Source organism: Salmonella sp. SAL00672 (assembly GCF_046552175.1).
GTDB lineage: Bacteria > Pseudomonadota > Gammaproteobacteria > Enterobacterales > Enterobacteriaceae > Salmonella > Salmonella enterica.
In genome coordinates this window covers 422236-439508 of record NZ_JBGDUQ010000003.1, presented here as the reverse complement: position 1 = coordinate 439508, position 17273 = coordinate 422236, and the positions used below count along the sequence as shown (strand labels likewise).

The window sequence follows — 17273 nt, the reverse complement described above, 5'->3', positions numbered from 1 at the left end:
GCATGAGATAATCCCCATAAAAACTGTGACAAATCATGTGCCAGTAAGCTTTGTTAATAATATGTAATGATTTGTCTATTTTTGCTAACATTTTACCTGCTATATACAAAAAGATAACAAATAAGTAGCGCAACGCTACCTTGTTACGTCGCTTTGACGACGGGAGCGCTCCAGCGTTTCGCCGCTTCAAAGCTTGATGTTATTTTTTGATGCAGGACACTACCTATGTACACCCCCCTGAACTGGACGACGACACAACGACATGTGGCGTTTGCCAGCTTTACCAGTTGGATGCTGGATGCGTTTGATTTCTTTATCCTTGTCTTTGTACTTAGCGATCTCGCCGAATGGTTTCACGCTTCCGTATCGGACGTTTCCATTGCGATTATGCTGACCCTGGCGGTACGTCCCATTGGCGCGCTGCTATTTGGCCGAATGGCGGAAAAGTACGGACGTCGACCGATACTGATGCTCAATATTCTGTTCTTTACGGTGTTTGAACTGCTTTCCGCCTGGTCGCCCACCTTCATGGCATTTCTGATTTTTCGGGTCATGTACGGCGTGGCGATGGGCGGGATATGGGGCGTCGCGTCATCACTGGCGATGGAAACCATTCCCGATCGTTCGCGTGGCCTGATGTCGGGCATTTTTCAGGCGGGCTATCCCTGCGGCTATCTGTTCGCCTCGGTTATTTTTGGCCTCTTCTACAGTATGGTAGGCTGGCGTGGTATGTTCCTGATTGGCGCCCTGCCTGTTGTCTTGCTGCCTTATATCTGGTTTAAAGTGCCGGAATCCCCCGTCTGGCTGGCGGCCAGAGCGCGTAAAGAGAATACCGCGCTGCTTCCTGTTCTGCGCAAACAGTGGAAGTTGTGTCTGTATCTGGTGCTGGTCATGGCGTTCTTTAACTTTTTCAGTCACGGCACGCAGGATCTCTATCCTACCTTCCTGAAGATGCAGCATGGTTTTGATCCGCATCTGATCAGTATCATTGCGATTTTTTATAACATTGCCGCGATGCTCGGCGGTATTTTCTACGGTACGCTATCGGAACGTATTGGGCGTAAAAAAGCGATCATGATCGCCGCCTTTCTTGCGCTTCCGGTACTCCCGCTATGGGCATTTTCCAGCGGATCATTCACGATTGGCCTGGGCGCGTTCCTGATGCAGTTTATGGTGCAGGGCGCCTGGGGTGTCGTGCCGACCTGGCTGAACGAGCTGGTTCCGGCGAATGCGCGCGCCGTGCTGCCAGGGTTTGTTTACCAACTCGGTAATTTACTGGCGTCGGTTAATGCGACGTTACAGGCCCGCATCGCGGAAACGCATGGTGGCAATTACGGGTTGGCAATGGCGATCGTGGCTGGCGCGGTGGCTATTTTAATCTGTGTATTTGTGGCATTTGGTCGCGAGACCCGGGGAGTCGTCATCTCCGGTACAGATAGCGACGCCCTCCCGGAGTCGGCCATCGGTCATCGCACGTAAACACTACGCTCCTGGCGCATACTGTCGCCGGGAGCGCTCCTTCCTCCTGTGGTTTTTACGCCCTTTCAACGAACAACAAAGGTTAATGATGGCATCTGCCTTTCGTGACCATTACAATCATCGCTTACTTTTTTCTTTATAAGAAATTGATTGTTGGACCTTAAAATTGTCAACGGAGCGAAGATATCATGTTGAAAGATAACCAAAAACACAACGAGTCTGTTGCCCCGAATAGCGCCTTTCTGTCTGAGTTACAACGTGCATTACCGGAATTTTTTATCGCCGATCGCTATAACGAGCAGGGCGAACTGATCGCGAAAGGCGGATTTGATCTCGCCAAATTTGAGCGCGCGCTGAAAGCGCGTAATATTGATGAGCTGACTAGCGGTTATCAGATTGATTTTATTGGCAAAGATTACGCAAAAAAACAGGCGGGTGAAAAATCCGTTACCGTTATCGTTCCTGACGTGGAACACAATACTCTGGCAGAAAACAAAAACAGCCATAATCTTTTTCTGACCGGAGATAATCTGGATGTTTTACGCCATCTGCAAAATAATTACGCCGATACCGTCGATATGATCTATATCGATCCCCCTTATAACACCGGATCGGACGGGTTTGTCTATCCCGATCATTTTGAATATAGCGATCGGGCGTTGCAGGATATGTTTGGTCTTAATGATACTGAACTGGCACGTTTAAAATCCATTCAGGGTAAATCGACGCACTCCGCGTGGTTATCTTTCATGTATCCGCGTCTTTTCCTGGCCAGGAAGCTCCTGAAAGATACCGGGTTTATTTTTATCTCTATCGACGATAATGAGTACGCCAATCTTAAATTAATGATGGATGAGATTTTTGGCGAAGGCGGATTTGTCACCAATGTGATGTGGAAGCGCAAAAAAGAGATTTCTAACGACTCTGATAACGTTTCCATCCAGGGGGAATACATTCTTGTTTATGCCAAAACCGGTCAGGGCGCTTTACGTTTAGAACCGCTTTCTAAAGAGTATATTCAGAAATCCTATAAAGAACCGACCGAACAGTTTCCAGAAGGGAAATGGCGACCGGTGCCGTTAACGGTGTCAAAAGGGCTGAGCGGCGGCGGCTATACCTATAAAATTACCACGCCGAACGGTACGGTACACGAAAGACTATGGGCTTATCCTGAAGCCAGTTACCAAAAACTGGTGGCCGATAATCTGGTCTATTTTGGCAAAGATAACGGCGGTATTCCCCAGCGAGTCATGTACGCGCACCACAGTAAAGGGCAGCCAACGACCAATTACTGGGATAACGTAGCGTCGAATAAAGAGGGGAAAAAGGAGATTCTGGATCTCTTCGGCGACAACGTTTTTGATACGCCGAAACCGACCGCATTATTGAAGAAAATCATCAAGCTCGCTATCGATAAAGACGGCGTCGTTCTGGACTTTTTTGCCGGTTCCGGTACTACGGCCCATGCGGTGATGGCGCTGAATGAAGAAGATGGGGGGCAGCGCACGTTTATTCTGTGTACTATCGATCAGGCATTAAGCAATAACACTATCGCGAAAAAAGCAGGTTATAACACTATTGATGAAATCAGCCGCGAGCGAATTACACGCGTTGCGGCGAGGATCCGCGCCAACAATCCCGCGACCAATAGCGATCTCGGTTTTAAACATTATCGTTTTGCCACTCCGACACAGCAGACGCTGGACGATCTGGATAGCTTCGATATTGCTACCGGCCATTTTATCAATACCAGCGGTCAACTGGCCGCTTTCACCGAGTCAGGATTTACCGACATGATCAATCCTTTTTCCGCCAGAGGATTGGGCGTGCCGGGCGGCGCAAGCGGCGAAGAGACCTTATTAACGACATGGCTGGTCGCCGATGGTTATAAAATGGATATTGACGTACAGACCATTGATTTTTCCGGCTATTGCGCCAGGTATGTTGATAATACGCGCCTGTATCTGATTGATGAACGATGGGGAACAGAGCAGACCCGCGATCTTCTCAACCACATTGGTACGCACCAGCTTCCGGTTCAGACCATTGTCATTTACGGCTACTCTTTCGACCTTGAATCCATTCGTGAACTGGAAATCGGCTTAAAACAGCTTGATCAAAAAGTGAACCTGGTGAAGCGTTATTAAGAGGGGATGATGATGAATATTTTACTGGAAGAACTTCCCCATCAGGAACAGGCGTTAGCGGCGATTCTGGCGAGTTTCACCGGTATCGATCACGCGCAAGCCGATCATAATCACTATGCTAATCCGCTGATTAAGGAACGTTACGACGATAAGGCCAATATTGACGTTAAAATGGAGACCGGGACGGGTAAAACCTATGTCTATACCCGGTTGATGTATGAATTGCATCAGAAGTATGGCCTCTTCAAATTTGTGCTGGTGGTGCCGACGCCAGCCATTAAAGAAGGCGCGCGGAACTTTATTACCAGCGATTACGCCAGACAGCATTTTTCACAGTTCTACGAAAATACGCGGATGGAACTTTGCACCATCAACGCCGGTGATTTTAAAGTAAAGTCGGGGCGTAAAAATTTTCCGGCCCAGCTATTAAGTTTTACTGATGCCAGCCGTCGTGATAGCCATACGATTCAGGTTTTGCTGATCAATGCGCAAATGCTCAATTCCGCCAGTATGACGCGAGACGATTACGATCAAACGCTACTGGGCGGGCTGACGTCGCCTGTTAAAGGGCTGCAAATGACGCGACCGGTGGTCATTATTGATGAACCGCATCGTTTTGCGCGAGATAACAAATTTTATCGAGCGATTCAGGCTATTCAGCCGCAAATGATCGTCCGCTTTGGCGCTACCTTCCCGGATATTGTCGAAGGTAAGGGTAAAAATAAATGTGTACGTAAAGATTACTATCGCCGGCAACCGCAGTTTGATCTCAACGCGGTGGACAGTTTTAACGATGGTTTGGTGAAAGGTATTGATATTTATTACCCGAATCTCCCCGAAGAACAGGCCAACAATCGTTATATCGTTGACAGCGTCACGGCAAAGAAATTAATCCTCCGACGGGGGAGCAAAATTGCCGAGGTTGGCGTGGGCGAAAATCTCGCCGATGTCGATGCAGGATTTGAAGGCAGTATTGAATATGCCGGCAGTAAAATGTTGTCGAACGATCTGGAGCTGGAGGCAGGGATGGCGCTGGTGCCAGGAACCTTTGGCGCGAGCTACCAGGAACTGATTATTCAGGACGCCATTGATAAGCATTTTGATACCGAGCAGGCAAATTTCTTACGCAGCAATGAGCCAGAAAATAATGCCCCGCGTATTAAGACCTTAAGCCTTTTCTTTATTGACAGTATTAAAAGCTATCGTGATGACGAAGGTTGGTTGAAACTGAAGTTTGAGTGTTTACTGAAAAAGAAACTGACGCAACTGATTGACGATTATCAGCGCAAGACCCTGCCGCGAGAAGTGGAGTATCTGTCGTTTCTGCAGGCCACGCTCGCCAGCCTGCACTCGGATAACCAAAACGTCCACGCTGGTTACTTTGGCGAAGACCGCGGAAGCGGCGATGAGGCGATCCAGGCTGAGGTAGATGATATTCTGAAAAATAAAGAGAAGTTGCTCAGTTTTTCAGACCATCACGGCAACTGGGAAACGCGCCGCTTTCTGTTTTCAAAATGGACGCTTCGCGAAGGCTGGGATAACCCGAATGTTTTTGTCATTGCTAAATTACGTTCTTCCGGTAGCGAGTCGAGCAAAATTCAGGAAGTGGGGCGCGGCCTGCGGCTACCGGTAGATGAAAACGGCCATCGCGTTCATCAGGAAGAGTGGCCGTCCCGACTGTCGTTTCTGATTGGTTATGATGAAAAAGCGTTTGCCAGTATGCTGGTTGATGAGATTAATCGCGACAGCAAAGTTCAGCTTAACGAGCAGAAGCTGGATGAGGCGATGATCACACTCATCGTCACCGAGCGACAAAAAGTCGATCCTGCGTTTACGGAGCTTCGTTTGCTGGAAGATCTGGATGATAAAAAACTGATCAACCGGAGTAATGAGTTTAAACCCAGCGTCACGCTTAACGGGGAAACCAAAAGTGGCTTTGCGTGGCTACTGGAGTTCTACCCTGAGCTGACGCAGGCGCGGGTGCGAGCGGATCGCATTCGTGACAATAAGCCCGTCTCCCGACTGCGAGTCAGGTTACGCAAAGAGAATTGGGAACAACTTAGCAGTATCTGGGAGCAGTTTTCCCGCCGTTATATGCTGCAATTCGAGCGTAGCGGCGCTTCTCTGGAACAGATTGCCGCCGAGGTGCTGCGCGATCCGTCGCTGTATATACGCCAGAAGCCAAGCCAGGTGCAACAACGGCTGGTATCGAATGAAGATAATGGCCGTTTTGAAGTGGCGCAGCGGGAAGGCGAATTAGCCGCCAGCGAATTTATGGCGGGCATGAAATATGGCCATTTTCTTAAGCAACTGGCGTTACGCACCAGTCTGCCGGTTAACGTCCTGCACCCGGTGTTAATGGCGATGCTGCGTGATGTTTTGCACGGAGATTCACGCTATTTAAGCGAGATCTCGTTGGACAATATGACCCGCGCATTACAGACGCGGATTAATGCGCATTTTGCGCAGCGCCACGATTATCTGCCTCTCGACTTCCAGGCTTCAACGTCGGTATTTGATTCCACGGCACGGCAGTTCAGAGAGGAGATTAGCGCTGAAATTGTGGGGAAAAATGTGGATGAGAATGCGATAGACGATCCTCGTTCTCTCTATCAAATACCGCCGTTGCGTTATGACAGCGTCGATCCAGAATTGCCGCTATTAAAATACGATTATCCGCAACAGGTTTCTGTGTTTGGCAAACTGCCTAAGCGGGCCATTCAGATCCCCAAATATACGGGAGGCTCTACTACGCCGGATTTTGTGTACCGTATTGAGCGTCAGGACGCCGACAGCGTTTATTTACTGGTTGAAACTAAAGCAGAAAATATGCGCGTAGGCGATCAGGTTATTCTTGATGCGCAACGTAAATTCTTCGATATGCTGCGTCGGCAAAATATTAATGTCGAGTTTGCGGAAGCGACCAGCGCGCCGGCGGTATTTTCTACGATCAATGGCTTGATTGAGGGGAAGGCAAACTAACGGGTTTGAATGGACCTTAACGGTTATCTTTTTGATAGACCATATAAAATGGCCGCCGCGCAGCGAGCGTTGCGGTCATTCTCCCTGTACTAATCCCCCGTCCCGTAAACCGCGTTGACTTGAAGGTTATCGTTTTACGTCTATTCTTAACTTTCAGCTAAGCGTATTTTGCTGAAATTGCAAATAGTCTTGAAGACGCTGTTTTTTTGTTTTGCCGTTATTTTTATAACGGCCAGGTAGATATTGCCAAGTGAATGTAACTAAGGGAGACATGTTATGCTAAATAGATACTACCGTTTCGCTGTCGAAAAAGACGACCCCTCCGAAGCGCCAGAGTCGGGCGATAAGCCTGACAGCCAGCCGCAAAAAAAATCGTAATTTATCTGGATATTCCCCGACGTTTTTACGTTTGGGGAAAATAACCGTTTCGTTTCAACCTGGTTGCGAACAGTGAATATTTTACACGAAGTGACTATATATAAACGGGAGGGAACATGGAGTTTGATGCATTCTTTTTAGCGAGACTCCAGTTTGCCTTTACCGTCTCTTTTCATATTATTTTCCCCGCGATTACGATTGGCTTAGCCAGTTACCTGGTGGTACTGGAAGGTTTATGGCTAAAAACGCGTAATCCTGTCTGGCGCTCGCTCTATCAGTTCTGGCTCAAAATTTTTGCCGTCAACTTCGGGATGGGCGTGGTCTCCGGTCTGGTCATGGCTTACCAGTTCGGAACGAACTGGAGCGGTTTCTCCCAGTTCGCCGGCAGTATCACCGGGCCTTTATTAACCTATGAAGTGCTCACCGCATTCTTCCTGGAAGCGGGATTCTTAGGCGTGATGCTTTTTGGCTGGAACAAAGTCGGGCCGGGCCTGCATTTCTTGTCTACCTGTATGGTGGCGCTGGGCACGTTAATGTCGACGTTCTGGATTCTGGCGTCTAATAGCTGGATGCATACCCCGCAGGGATTTGAAATTCACAACGGTCAGGTGGTCCCGGTGGACTGGTTCGCGGTGATTTTCAACCCGTCGTTCCCGTATCGCCTGTTGCATATGTCCGTTGCGGCGTTTTTAAGTAGCGCGATGTTTGTCGGCGCGTCCGCTGCCTGGCATTTACTGAAAGGTAACGATACGCCGGCTATCCGCCGTATGTTCTCGATGGCGTTATGGATGGCGGTCGTGGTGGCGCCCGTTCAGGCATTGATTGGCGATATGCACGGCCTTAACACCCTGAAGCATCAGCCGGTCAAAATCGCCGCGATTGAGGGGCACTGGGAAAATACGCCCGGCGAGCCAACGCCGCTTACGCTGGTAGGCTGGCCGGATATGGAGGCGGAACGGACCCGCTATGCGCTTGAGATCCCGGCGTTGGGCAGTCTGATCCTGACGCATAGCCTGGACAAACAGGTGCCTGCGCTAAAAGATTATCCCAAAGAGGATCGCCCCAACTCTACCGTGGTGTTCTGGTCTTTCCGTCTGATGGTGGGCATGGGCGTACTGATGATCTTCCTGGGGCTGGCCAGCCTGTGGCTACGCTACCGACGCCGACTGTATCATTCGCGGCCCTTTATGCACTTTGCGCTGTGGATGGGGCCGTCCGGGCTTATCGCCATCCTTGCCGGATGGGTGACGACTGAAGTAGGACGTCAGCCGTGGGTGGTCTATGGCCTGCTGCGAACGCGTGATGCGGTTTCCGCGCACAGCACCTTGCAGATGAGCATCAGTTTGCTGGCCTTCTTTGTGGTCTATTCCCTGGTCTTTGGGGTTGGCTATATTTATATGATTCGCCTTATCCAGAAAGGGCCGCAGCCGGCGGAGACACCGACCGCTGAAACCGATGGCAGACCCGCGCGTCCTATCTCTGCCGTGGGAGAATCGCTTGAGCAGGAGAAACGCGAATGACCATCGATCTTCCGGTTATCTGGTTTGCTATTATCGTGTTCGCCACGCTGATGTATATCGTAATGGATGGGTTCGATCTGGGCGTCGGTATCCTGTTTCCGTTTATTCGCGATAAACACGATCGCGATGTTATGGTGAACTCGGTCGCGCCGGTATGGGACGGGAACGAAACCTGGCTGGTGCTGGGCGGGGCCGGGCTTTTTGGCGCGTTTCCGTTGGCTTATGCCGTCATCACCGACGCGCTGACTATCCCGCTGGTGGTTATGCTGCTTGGTCTTATCTTTCGCGGCGTCGCTTTTGAATTCCGTTTTAAAGCCACCGAGTCGCATCGCGCGTTCTGGGATAAATCCTTTATCGTCGGGTCAATCCTGGCGACCTTTGCCCAGGGGGTTGTGGTGGGCGCGGTGGTGAGCGGTTTTCAGGTGGAAGGGCGAACCTTTAGCGGTTCGCAGCTTGACTGGCTGACGCCGTTTAATCTGTTCTGCGGCGTCGGTCTGGTTGTCACCTACGCGCTGCTGGGCGCTACCTGGCTGATTATGAAAAGCGAAGATCCACTGCATAGCCGGATGTGCGCGCTGTCGCGCCCGTTGTTGATCGTCTTGTTGTTGGTGATGGGAGGCGTCAGCGTGTGGACGCCGCTCACCCACGACGACATCGCCGAGCGCTGGTTCACGCTGCCCAATTTATACTACTTCCTGCCGGTGCCTGTGCTGGTGTTGGCTTTTAGCGTCTGGCTATGGCGCAGCGTGAAAAAACCAGAATCCCATGCGCGTCCATTTATTCTCACGCTAGGGTTGATTTTTCTGGGGTTCAGCGGGTTAGGCATCAGTATTTGGCCGAATATTATTCCACCGGATATTTCGCTGTATGCCGCCGCCGCGCCGCCGCAAAGTCAAAGCTTTATGCTGGTTGGGGCGCTGATAATCATCCCGATTATTCTGGCTTATACCTTCTGGAGCTACTACGTCTTCCGTGGAAAAGTGCGACATGGAGAGGGATATCACTGATGGTTAAAGTGAAAAAATGGTCGCGGCGAGTCGTATGGATGGTCGCGATATGGTGCGCCAGCGTGCTTCTGCTGGCGGGCGTCGGAATGTTGTTCAGACTGCTCATGACCTCCGCAGGATTTCGCTCCTGACTGATATCCCCCGGACGCGCTTTCGTCGCTGGCGAAAGCGCGTTTTTATCGACAGATCGGCGTTTATCGATCACCTTTGCTCGCCTTATCTCTTCCCTCAATAGCGGTTGATAATTATTCTCATCTTTATTGTCGTTCCCGGGCCGCAGTGATATGGTTACACAGTGGCTAACGCTCTGGTATAACGCAGATAAACGGTATTGATAATGTCTCCGATCTCCTGTCACTCTTCCGCCGCCCCGGCGATGAAAAAGATCTTTTCCGTCAGCGACTTCATCGCGTTTGGCGAGCGTTATGGCATTGATTACCGCTTCCCTGCGTTACCGCAGTATACGCAGAGTAGTCCCGTACTTCATGGCGATATCGAAGAGATAGCGCTTCCCGGCGGGATTTGCATTACACGCTCGGATGTTCACGTGTTACAACCTTATGAAACCACCTCTCGCCATAGCAGTCCGCTGTATATGCTGGTGGTGTTGGAAGGTAACGTCGCGCTGGCTGTCAATGAGCAGACCTTTTTGTTGAGCGCGGGGATGGCGTTTTGCTCGCAACTGAGTGAGCAGCAGACGATACGCGCCCATCACGGCGCAGACAGTAAATTGCGCACCTTATCGCTGGGAATGTACCCGGACGGCGGATGGCGGGAGCGTTTGCCTGTCTCGCTGGCAGACGAGTGGGAAAATAGCGCAACCTCGGCGAGGGTCTGGCAGGTGCCGGAGTTTCTGCTTTCGGGGCTACGTTATGCGCAGCAGCCCGGACCTCATGCGGCGTCACGCCAGTTAATGCTGGAAGGCATCATGCTGCAATTGCTGGGCTATGCGCTAAATCTATGTCAGCCCGCAACGCAAAAACGCGGGCTTCCCGTCACCGGTGAATACCAGCGGCTGGAGCTCATTCGGCGTTTACTGGAGCAGACGCCGGAAAAAGCCTACACGCTGAACGAACTGGCGCGTCGGGCGGCAATGAGTCCGAGTAGCCTGCGGTGCAAGTTTCGCCATGCCTATGGGTGTACCGTGTTTGATTATCTGCGCGATTGCCGCCTGGCGCGCGCGCGTCGTTATCTGATGGAGGGATACAGCGTGCAGCAGGCCGCCTGGATGTCAGGCTATCAACATGCCACTAACTTTGCGACGGCATTTCGTCGGCGTTATGGCTGCTCGCCCGGCGAGCTGCGTGACGCGTCTCTGACGGCGTCCCGCCACTGTGCGTAACGCGCCCCGCCAGAGCGGTAATATCCGCCGCTAACCCGGTTTTCTGCCGCTTTGGGTGATTTTTTATCATTGCGCATAGGCAATCTGGCGTTACGCATAGTGGTCCGTTATCTCTAAAAGGTAATAATTCTTATTTACAATAAAGATGCCTTTGGAGATGTTCATGTTTGCGACAACGCGTATGGCGCTATTGATAGGCGGAGCTATCGGCGGCGCGACTTTTCCTCTTTCTGCCCAGGAAACCACAAAAAATGATACCGTCATTGTCACCTCGCCCGTTCAGAGTGGCGCGACCAAGCTGGCGACGCCAGATATTGAAACGCCGCAGTCGGTATCCATTATTACCCGCCAGCAGTTTGAAGAGCAGGGCGCAACCAGCGTGCGTCAGGCGGTCAGCTACACCCCAGGCGTATACAGTAACCAGATAGGCGCCTCTAACCGCTTTGATTACATCGTATTGCGTGGTTTTTCGGACGGTAGTCTGGATAACGTCTATCTCGACGGGTTAAAAATGATGGGCGACACCAATTCGCACAGTTCGTTGGTGGTTGACCCCTGGTTTCTGGAAGATATCGAGGTGGTACGCGGCCCGGCGTCCGTTCTGTATGGTCGTTCATCGCCAGGCGGCATTGTCGCGTTGACGTCGCGAAAACCGGCGTTTGATGTCGGGGGAGAAGTGAAGCTGTTTGCCGGCAATCACAACCAGCGCGGGGCGGCTTTTGATGTGACCGGCCCACTGGATGACAATGAACGTGTGGCGGCGCGTCTTAGCGGTATGACACGTTACGCCGATTCGCAGTTTACCCCCTTGAAAGAGGAACGTTATGCGCTGATGCCGAGCCTGACCTGGCGAATTACCGATCGGACGCGTCTTGATCTTATGGCCTATCTGCACCGTGATCCGGAAGGCGGTAGCCACTCCGGACTGCCTTATCAAGGCACGGTTGTACCTTATAACGGCAGAAAAATTTCTAACACTTTCTTTGAAGGTGAAGATGACTACGACAAATACGATCGCCGTGAAAATATGGTGGGTTATAACATTGAGCATCTGTTCGATAACGGCTGGTCGGTACGGCAAAAATTGCGTTATTTGCATACCAAAGTGACGTTGAATCAGGTCTATGCCGCAGGTTGGTTGAATGAAACGGCGCTGAATCGCGGCTATTCCGGCTCCGGGGAGAAAATGTCGGCTATCGCGCTGGATAATCAGCTCGACGGCAGCGTGGATACCGGGGCGATTAATCATCGTCTGCTGGTGGGGATCGATTATCAGGATCGCAGTAATCATACTACTGGCTATTATGGCGCGTTTCCGCCGATTGACGCTTTCAACCCTGTTTATGGCGCTCAGCCGGATTACATTACGTTGTATAGCCGTGAAAAACATAAGCTGCGGCAGACCGGATACTATTTACAGGATCAGATGTCATGGGATCGCTGGCGCTTTACGTTGGGCGGTCGTTACGATCGGGTCAGCGTGTCTAACATCGACAAACTTCATGATTCACGCAGCGATCTCGATAAAAACAACGTCAGTACCCGTGCTGCGTTGCTTTATCTGTTCGACAATGGCGTCGCCCCCTATCTCAGTTATTCTACCGCGTTTACGCCGACCAGCTTCGCCGACGAAAACGGCAATGTGCTGGAACCGATGAAAGGCAAGCAGTGGGAGGCGGGGGTAAAATACGAACCGCTGGGGGGGAATAGCCAGTTTAGCGCCGCCGTGTATCGTATTAATCAGACCAATATCGCGACCAAAGAAGAACCTACCGATCCGTACCGCTCGATTGGTGAAATTGAGTCTAAAGGGGTGGAACTGGAGGCCATTAGCCATTTGTCGGATAGCGTCCGTTTGCAGGCGGCGTACACCTATACTGATATACGTTATAAGAAAAGTAGCCCGCAAGAGCAGGGTAAGCGCGCGGTTTATGCTCCACGGAACCAGGCCAGCGCCTGGCTAAGCTACGATGTGAAAAGCGGTCTGTTAGAGGGGCTGACTTTGGGCTCCGGTATCCGGTACGTCAACGGCGTGACCAGCGATCGCCTGAATACCCACACGTTGCCGTCCTATACACTGGTCGATATGGTGGTAGGGTATGATTTATCCAGCATTGGGTTAAATGGCTTGAGCGCCCAGCTCAACGTAAATAACCTGACGGACAAACGCTATGTCGCTGCCTGTAATTCGCTCTCTTATTGTTATTTTGGCGCCGAGCGTAGCATTGTAGGCAGCGTGTCATGGGCGTTTTGATAACGCTTATCGTCCGGTAGCAAAGGCTACCGGGCAAACATTAGCGGTGCGTCACGCCTTCATAGAGAAGTCTGAGCGCAAACATCCCGATAATGGCGCCGATAACACGGCTGGCAATGCGCTGTATACGCCCATAAGCGCGGCGGACTGCGGGAAGCGAAAAGGCCTGGCTGAGAAAAATACGCCAGATAACGGATGACAGCACAATTCCGGCCCAGGCCATTAATCTTGCCCATGTGGGCGTTTCTGCGCTAAGCGTTACGGAAAAAATACTGATAAAAAACAGTACGGTTTGCGGATTGGATAAATCGGTCATTAATCCCCGGCGAAAGAAAATTGTCCACGGGGCGGCAATTGGCGTCTGGAGCGTGCTCATTTGCGGCGTCGCCTGGTGACGAATACTGTTCCAGGCGAACCATAATAAATAGGCGCCGCCGACAATTTTGATAAGAGAAAATACCGCTTCGCATTGCGTAATGAGCGTCGCCAGACCGAAAAGCCCCAGCCCGGAATAAAAGGCGTCTCCCGTGGCGACGCCCAGGCCGGTGATGACCCCCGCCCGGCGTCCTGATGCGAGGCTGGTTTGCACCACCACAAACAGATTCGCGCCGGGATTAAAAAAGGTTAACACAAACAGACTGACGGTAAGCACAACGGCATGAAACGGCTCCATAGACAACTCTTCCCATAGCCTCAAGAAATAACGTTCATCTTATTAATAGTCAAACCAGATGATTGCGAGTGAGATCACAAAGCAGGGGCGTTTTAATCCGCGTTGTTACGCCGACTGAGCGGGGGCTGACTGGATTTTTCCAGCAATCTACACTACTTATTTAATCAGTCCGAACGGCCTTTTTGTTCTGATAAAGCGATGATGGCGTAATAATAAAACGAGGGTTTTGCTATGAAAAATGGCTACAAGGTTATGCTTGGCGCATTAGCGTTTGTCGTGACAAACGTTTATGCCGCAGAAATCATGAAAAAAACGGACTTTGATAAAGTCGCCTCCGAATACACGAAAATTGGCACGATTTCCACCACCGGGGAAATGTCGCCGCTGGACGCCAGAGAAGATTTAATCAAAAAGGCGGATGAAAAAGGGGCGGATGTGGTGGTGCTGACGTCCGGGCAGACAGAAAATAAAATTCATGGTACGGCTGATATTTATAAAAAGAAATAAAAGCGTTGCATCATAAAAATACCCGCCTGGGTTTCCGGCGGGTATTTTTATTCCTGGCAACCGGCATCCGTTTTGCCGGATGACGGCCTGCAGTAAACGTAGCGCCATCAGGCATTCAGGACGCGGTCATTTGTCTTAATTACCCGACTGGTCTTTGGCACCTGCTTTTAAACGACGCCACAGAGTGGTGCGGCTAATCCCCAGATAACGCGCCGCCGCGGTCTTATCGCCCTTAAAGCGCGCCAGTACATCCTGTAACGTGTGCGCATCCACGGTTGAAGGCGTCAGCTCTGCTGTGTTCACCATAAGCTCAGGTAATAACTGCCGCATAAATTGCCTGTCCAGCGTTGGTGCGGGATCGACGCTTAAAAAAAGCGCCAGGCGCTCCATCATATTACGCAGTTCGCGAATATTACCGGGCCAGCCCCAGGCCAGCAAAAGCGGCTGACACTGTGTCAATCCATGACGTATCGATTCGGTAAACGGAATTTCCATCGCCGCCAGCGACTGTTTTAAAAAGCTTTCCGCCAGCGGCAAAATATCAGCCTGCCGCTCGCGCAAAGGAGGAAGTGTCAGACGCAGAATACTCAGGCGATAAAAGAGATCGGGGCGAAAACGTCCTTGCATTATTTCCCGATCCAGATCGCAATGCGTAGCGCTGATCACCCGGACATCCACCGGGATCGGCTGGTGTCCGCCGACGCGAGTGACGGCTTTTTCCTCCAGTACGCGCAAAAGTCGGGTTTGTAACGGCAAGGGCATTTCGCCGATTTCATCCAGAAACAGCGTGCCGCCGTGTGCGATTTCAAACAGCCCCGCCCGGCCTCCTCGTCGTGAACCGGTAAACGCGCCCTCTTCATAACCAAACAGTTCCGCTTCCAGCAATGACTCGGTAATCGCGCCGCAATTGACGGCGACAAAGGGAGGGGATGGCTTATTCTGACGGTGAGGCTGGCGGTGAAAAAACGTCTGGTGAATCGCCTGCGCCGCCAGCTCTTTTCCGGTCCCTGTTTCCCCCTGAATCAGCACTGCCGCACGGGAGCGGGCATAGAGCGTAATCGTCTGGCGGAGCTGCTCCATTTGCGGCGACTGGCCGCGTATATCGCCCAGTTCATACCGGGTTTGTAATCCCTTGCCGGATGGGTAATCCACGCGCTGGCGCCGTGTCAGACGGGTCATATCCAGCGCATCATGGAAAGCCTGACGAACGGTCGCCGCGGAATAAATAAAGATGGCGGTCATTCCTGCCTCTTCCGCCAGATCGGTAATTAATCCCGCGCCGACGACGGCCTCAATACCGTTGGCCTTAAGTTCGTTAATTTGCCCGCGCGCGTCCTCTTCGGTGACATAGCTTCGCTGTTCAAGACGGAGGTGAAACGTTTTCTGAAAGGCAAGTAAAGCCGGAATGGTCTCCTGATAGGTCACGATACCGATAGACGAGGTGAGCTTTCCCGCTTTCGCCAGCGCCTGTAATACGTCGAATCCGCTGGGCTTGATGAGGATCACCGGTATTGACAGGCGACTTTTTAAATAGGCCCCATTCGAACCCGCCGCGATAATCGCGTCGCAGCGCTCGGTCGCCAGTTTTTTGCGAATGTAGGTCACCGCCTTTTCAAAGCCGAGTTGAATAGGCGTGATGGTCGCCAGATGATCGAATTCCAGGCTGATATCCCGAAACAGTTCGAACAGACGCGTTACGGAGACCGTCCAGATCACCGGTTTATCGCTATTATCGCGCGGAGCGCTGTGAGCAGTCGTCATCGCAGTAGGCTCATCTTTAAGGGGCGATTTTTTGTTTTAAACGTGTTTCATAAATGTTGCAATGAAACAGGGTGATTCGTTTCATGAAACGTTAGCTGACACGTTTTTCTTTTCCCTTAATCGCGCTTATTCATAACAGGCATTACTGTAATTGCCTGTTTTTAAATCTCATTGTATTTAATTTTCTCGCTGCCTCTTTGCCTGGCATAGCCTTTGCTTTGGTGAATACATCCTGAGTAACAATTTACTAACATGAGGACGAGATATGTCTTTACATTCGCCGGGGCAGGCATTTCGCGCCGCGCTCGCTAAAGAGAATCCATTACAAATTGTCGGCGCGATCAATGCCAACCATGCTCTGTTGGCCCAACGGGCCGGGTATCAGGCTATCTATCTTTCTGGCGGCGGCGTAGCGGCGGGCTCGCTCGGACTGCCGGATCTGGGGATTTCGACGCTGGATGATGTGTTAACCGATATCCGGCGCATCACGGATGTTTGCCCGCTGCCGCTGTTGGTGGATGCGGATATTGGCTTTGGCTCCTCCGCCTTTAATGTCGCGCGGACGGTAAAGTCCATAGCCAAAGCGGGCGCCGCCGCGCTGCATATTGAAGACCAGGTTGGCGCTAAGCGCTGTGGACACCGTCCAAACAAAGCGATCGTCTCGAAAGAGGAGATGGTAGACCGAATTCGGGCGGCAGTGGATGCGCGCACCGATCCGAACTTTGTGATCATGGCGCGTACCGATGCGCTGGCGGTGGAAGGGCTGGAGGCGGCTCTCGATCGCGCGCAGGCTTACGTGGACGCGGGGGCTGACATGCTGTTCCCGGAGGCGATCACCGAACTGTCGATGTACCGCCAGTTCGCCGACGTGGCGCAGGTGCCGATCCTCGCCAACATCACTGAGTTTGGCGCGACGCCGCTGTTTACGACCGACGAGTTGCGCAGCGCACACGTGGCGATGGCGCTCTATCCGTTGTCGGCGTTTCGCGCCATGAACCGCGCCGCAGAAAAAGTCTATACCGTGCTGCGCCAGGAAGGGACGCAAAAGAACGTGATCGACATCATGCAGACCCGTAACGAGCTGTACGAAAGCATCAATTACTACCAGTTCGAAGAGAAGCTGGACGCGCTGTACAGGAATAAAAAATCGTAGCCTGTAGGCCTGATAAGGCGAAGGCGCCATCAGGCAATGCCGGATGGCACTACGTTTATCCGGCCTACGG

The 17273-nt window shown here is 51.7% G+C and carries 13 protein-coding genes and 1 pseudogene; 12 read left to right on the top strand and 2 right to left on the bottom strand.

Annotated elements, in window-relative coordinates:
• The first annotated feature begins 225 nt into the window (after positions 1–225).
• From ACLJTG_RS12010 to foxA, 10 genes and pseudogenes are all read left to right on the top strand, one after another.
• Complete coding sequence (locus tag ACLJTG_RS12010) at positions 226–1479, top strand: MFS transporter (RefSeq protein ID WP_000288502.1); 1254 nt, start codon at positions 226–228, stop codon at positions 1477–1479.
• A gap of 188 nt (positions 1480–1667) precedes the next feature.
• Positions 1668–3626 (top strand): site-specific DNA-methyltransferase, encoded by a 1959-nt coding sequence (locus ACLJTG_RS12005; RefSeq protein ID WP_410958984.1) that lies wholly within the window; start codon positions 1668–1670, stop codon positions 3624–3626.
• 9 nt (positions 3627–3635) lie between these two features.
• Positions 3636–6608: a type III restriction-modification system endonuclease gene (locus ACLJTG_RS12000; protein ID WP_272711264.1), complete on the top strand. Its 2973-nt coding sequence runs from the start codon at positions 3636–3638 to the stop codon at positions 6606–6608.
• 276 nt (positions 6609–6884) lie between these two features.
• Positions 6885–6986: a small effector SsaA gene (ssaA, locus tag ACLJTG_RS11995; protein WP_000934834.1), complete on the top strand. Its 102-nt coding sequence runs from the start codon at positions 6885–6887 to the stop codon at positions 6984–6986.
• A gap of 116 nt (positions 6987–7102) precedes the next feature.
• On the top strand, positions 7103–8506 hold the full coding sequence (locus ACLJTG_RS11990) for a cytochrome ubiquinol oxidase subunit I (RefSeq protein WP_000393711.1): 1404 nt from the start codon (positions 7103–7105) through the stop codon (positions 8504–8506).
• Entirely contained in the window at positions 8503–9513 is a 1011-nt protein-coding gene (gene cydB / locus ACLJTG_RS11985; RefSeq protein ID WP_000151047.1) for a cytochrome d ubiquinol oxidase subunit II, read from the top strand. Before ACLJTG_RS11990 ends, cydB begins: the two co-directional genes overlap by 4 nt.
• Complete coding sequence (locus ACLJTG_RS11980; RefSeq protein WP_305954967.1) at positions 9459–9644, top strand: DUF2474 domain-containing protein; 186 nt, start codon at positions 9459–9461, stop codon at positions 9642–9644. Before cydB ends, ACLJTG_RS11980 begins: the two co-directional genes overlap by 55 nt.
• Positions 9563–9755 (top strand): annotated as a pseudogene (locus tag ACLJTG_RS11975) (hypothetical protein). Before ACLJTG_RS11980 ends, ACLJTG_RS11975 begins: the two are co-directional and overlap by 82 nt.
• A gap of 95 nt (positions 9756–9850) precedes the next feature.
• Positions 9851–10855 (top strand): ferrioxamine uptake transcriptional regulator FoxR, encoded by a 1005-nt coding sequence (gene foxR, locus ACLJTG_RS11970; RefSeq protein WP_000074605.1) that lies wholly within the window; start codon positions 9851–9853, stop codon positions 10853–10855.
• A 145-nt stretch (positions 10856–11000) separates the two neighbouring features.
• Positions 11001–13109, top strand: a complete 2109-nt coding sequence (gene foxA / locus ACLJTG_RS11965) for a ferrioxamine B receptor FoxA (RefSeq protein WP_122024095.1) — start codon at positions 11001–11003, stop codon at positions 13107–13109.
• A 40-nt stretch (positions 13110–13149) separates the two neighbouring features.
• Here foxA and ACLJTG_RS11960 read toward each other — a convergent pair whose 3' ends face one another.
• A complete protein-coding gene (locus tag ACLJTG_RS11960) occupies positions 13150–13782 on the bottom strand; it encodes a LysE family transporter (protein ID WP_000433131.1) in 633 nt (210 codons plus the stop codon).
• A 231-nt stretch (positions 13783–14013) separates the two neighbouring features.
• Here ACLJTG_RS11960 and yahO point away from each other — a divergent pair, with 231 nt between their 5' ends.
• Positions 14014–14289, top strand: coding sequence for a DUF1471 family periplasmic protein YahO (gene yahO, locus ACLJTG_RS11955; RefSeq protein ID WP_079951168.1), 276 nt, complete (start codon positions 14014–14016; stop codon positions 14287–14289).
• 135 nt (positions 14290–14424) lie between these two features.
• On the opposite strand, the gene prpR is transcribed toward yahO, so the two are convergent.
• The gene (prpR, locus tag ACLJTG_RS11950; protein WP_079825685.1) at positions 14425–16050 is read right to left on the bottom strand and encodes a propionate catabolism operon regulatory protein PrpR; all 1626 of its coding nucleotides are present in this window, start codon (positions 16048–16050) and stop codon (positions 14425–14427) included.
• A 265-nt stretch (positions 16051–16315) separates the two neighbouring features.
• Between prpR and prpB the strand changes: the two genes are divergently transcribed.
• A complete protein-coding gene (gene prpB / locus ACLJTG_RS11945; RefSeq protein ID WP_000052221.1) occupies positions 16316–17203 on the top strand; it encodes a methylisocitrate lyase in 888 nt (295 codons plus the stop codon).
• Positions 17204–17273: the final 70 nt, after the last annotated feature.